Below are 2496 nucleotides of genomic sequence, written 5' to 3'. Positions count from 1 at the left end.
CTGAACCCCGGCGCAGCAATCCTGCACCGGGAAAATAGGATTATGCCTCGGAGGCGGCTTTGGCGTCTTCGGGGGTGCCCACCTGGCGGCTGGCCAGGGTCCGGTCGATCTTGCGGATCATGCCGGACAGCGCCTTGCCTGCGCCGATTTCCCAGAATTCGGTCACGCCTTTGGCGGCCATTGCCTGCACGCTTTCGCGCCAGCGCACCGAGCCGGTCACCTGCTCCACCAGCAAGGCGCGGATTTCATCCGGGCTGGTCACCGCATCCGCGCGCACATTGGCAATCAGCGGCACCGCGGGGGATTTGATCTCAACACCAGCCAGCGCTTCGGCCATGGCGTCGGCGGCGGGCTGCATCAGGGCGCAGTGGAACGGGGCGCTGACCGGCAGCATCACCGCGCGTTTGGCGCCCTTTTCCTTGGCGATCACCGCGGCGCGCTCAACCGCGGCCTTGGTGCCGGAAACCACCACCTGGGTCGGGTCATTGTCGTTCGCCGCCTGGCAGACATCGCCCTGCGCGGCCTCTGCCGCGACGGCGCGCACAGTTTCAAGGTCCAGGCCGAGGATCGCCGCCATGGCGCCCTCGCCCACCGGCACAGCGCTTTGCATCGCCAGGCCGCGGGTGCGCAGAAGGCGCGCGGTGTCGGCCACCGAAATCGACCCGGCAGCCGCCAGCGCCGAATATTCACCCAGGGAATGGCCCGCCACGAAGGAGGCTTTTTCAATGGTGACGCCTTCGGCCTCCAAGGCGCGCATGGCGGCCATTGAAGCGGCCATCAGGGCGGGCTGAGCGTTCTGAGTCAGGGTCAGGGTTTCAATGTCCCCCTCCCAGATCAGCCGGCTCAGCGTTTCGCCCAATGCGTCATCCACCTCGTCAAAGATGGCCTTGGCCGCCGGATAGGCATCGGCCAGCGCCTTGCCCATACCGATGGTCTGGGCACCCTGTCCCGGGAACACAAATGCGATCGTCATTGAAGACCTCGTCTGTTTAAGCGTTTTGCCTGATGTAACGGGCCTTGTCCTCACGTACAAGCAAAGCTGCACGTCGCGCACCAATCCTGTGCGCGGATGAAGGGCGCGCGAATATTGCACCCGGCAAAGGTGTTGTTACCTTGAAGGCAACGCATGAACACAAGAAGGACCGGCAGCCCTATGCCCCGCCAGAACACCTTTCAAAGCTATGGCAGCATCACCAAGACCTTCCACTGGCTGACCGCGCTGCTGATCTTCTCGGCCTTTCCGCTGGGCTATTTCGCCAACGGGCTGGCGCAGGAAATCCAAAGCCAGGGGTTTGACGGCAGCCAGGCGGTGATCGCACGGGCCACACTGCTGTTTTCGCTGCACAAGACGCTGGGCGTCACCGTGTTCTTTACCGCGCTGTTGCGGATCCTGTGGGCGCTGAGCCAGCCGAAGCCCGGCCTGCTGCACCCGGAACGCAGGGCCGAGGCGCTGGCGGCGGAGATGGTGCATTGGCTGCTCTACGGCTCGCTGGTGGCGGTGCCGCTGTCGGGCTGGATCCATCACGCCGCGACCACCGGCTTTGCGCCGATCTGGTGGCCGTTCGGGCAGAGCCTGCCGTTTGTGCCGAAGTCCGAGGCGGCGGCCGCTTTCTTTGGCGGCGTGCACTGGGTGCTGGTCTGGACGCTGGGTGCCTCGCTGGCGCTGCATGTTGCCGGGGCGCTGAAGCATCATGTGATCGACCGCGACGCCACATTGCGCCGGATGCTGCCGGGCCGCGCAGACCTGCCGCAGCCGCCCGCGCAAACCCACAGCCTGGTGCCTTTGCTGGCGGCGCTGGCGGTCTGGGCCGGTGCCTTGAGCGGTGGCGCAATGATCGGTGTCTATGGCGGCCAGGATCAAAGCCAGGCCAAGGAACGGGAATCGGGGGCGGAGGGCACCGTTGCCCCTGTCGTGGCTGCGGGCCCTGCGGCCGGGGGCGGCTGGACTGTGCAGACCGGCACCCTGGGCCTGTCCGTCACCCAGATGGGCAGCGTCGTTTCCGGAAGCTTCGGCGAGTGGGATGCGGTGATCAGCTTTGAAGAACCTGCCGCGCCGGGTCCGGCAGGAAATGTGGAAGTGACCGTATCCATTCCCTCGCTGGAACTGGGGTCGGTTGCCGGTCAGGCGATGGGGGCGGATTATTTTGACAGCTCCAACTTCCCGGCCGCCCTGTTCAAGGCGGATATCGAAAAGCTGGCTGAGGGGTATCAGGCGGCGGGCACCCTGACCATCAAGGGCCAGACAGTGCCGGTCACCCTGCCCTTTGATCTGGAGCTGGAGGGGAACACCGCAAAGATGGCTGGAATGCTGACCCTGAACCGGCTTGATTTCGGCATTGGCAAAAGCCTGCCGGATGAAAGCTCGCTGGGGTTTGCCGTGGAGGTGCCGGTGGAACTGGAGGCGGTCCGGGCGGACTGATCCGCACCGCCGGCGCGCTCCCGCGCCTGGCGGTGATCAGCGGGCTGATCCCTTTTCCAGCCTTGGGCCGGGCGCCG

The 2496-nt window shown here is 65.7% G+C and carries 2 protein-coding genes; one reads left to right on the top strand and one right to left on the bottom strand.

Annotation, left to right across the window (positions count from 1 at the left end; translation table 11 throughout):
- Nucleotides 1-40: 40 nt before the first annotated feature.
- The gene (fabD, locus tag VOI29_RS24045) at nucleotides 41-973 is read right to left on the bottom strand and encodes an ACP S-malonyltransferase (protein ID WP_323784367.1); all 933 of its coding nucleotides are present in this window, start codon (nucleotides 971-973) and stop codon (nucleotides 41-43) included.
- A 180-nt stretch (nucleotides 974-1153) separates the two neighbouring features.
- Between fabD and VOI29_RS24040 the strand changes: the two genes are divergently transcribed.
- Nucleotides 1154-2419: a cytochrome b/b6 domain-containing protein gene (locus VOI29_RS24040; protein WP_323784365.1), complete on the top strand. Its 1266-nt coding sequence runs from the start codon at nucleotides 1154-1156 to the stop codon at nucleotides 2417-2419.
- Nucleotides 2420-2496 lie beyond the last annotated feature (77 nt).

The organism is Leisingera sp., from assembly GCF_034669605.1.
Taxonomy (GTDB): Bacteria; Pseudomonadota; Alphaproteobacteria; order Rhodobacterales; family Rhodobacteraceae; genus Leisingera.
The sequence above is the reverse complement of the archived record's forward strand: the minus strand, read 5'-3'. Positions and strand labels throughout refer to the sequence as shown.

What these genes read in the sequence shown, in the direction of transcription:
- fabD (WP_323784367.1), bottom strand. Translation starts at nt 973, where the DNA reads ATGACGATCGCATTTGTGTTCCCGGGACAGGGTGCCCAGACCATCGGT.
- VOI29_RS24040 (WP_323784365.1), top strand. Translation starts at nt 1,154, where the DNA reads ATGCCCCGCCAGAACACCTTTCAAAGCTATGGCAGCATCACCAAGACC.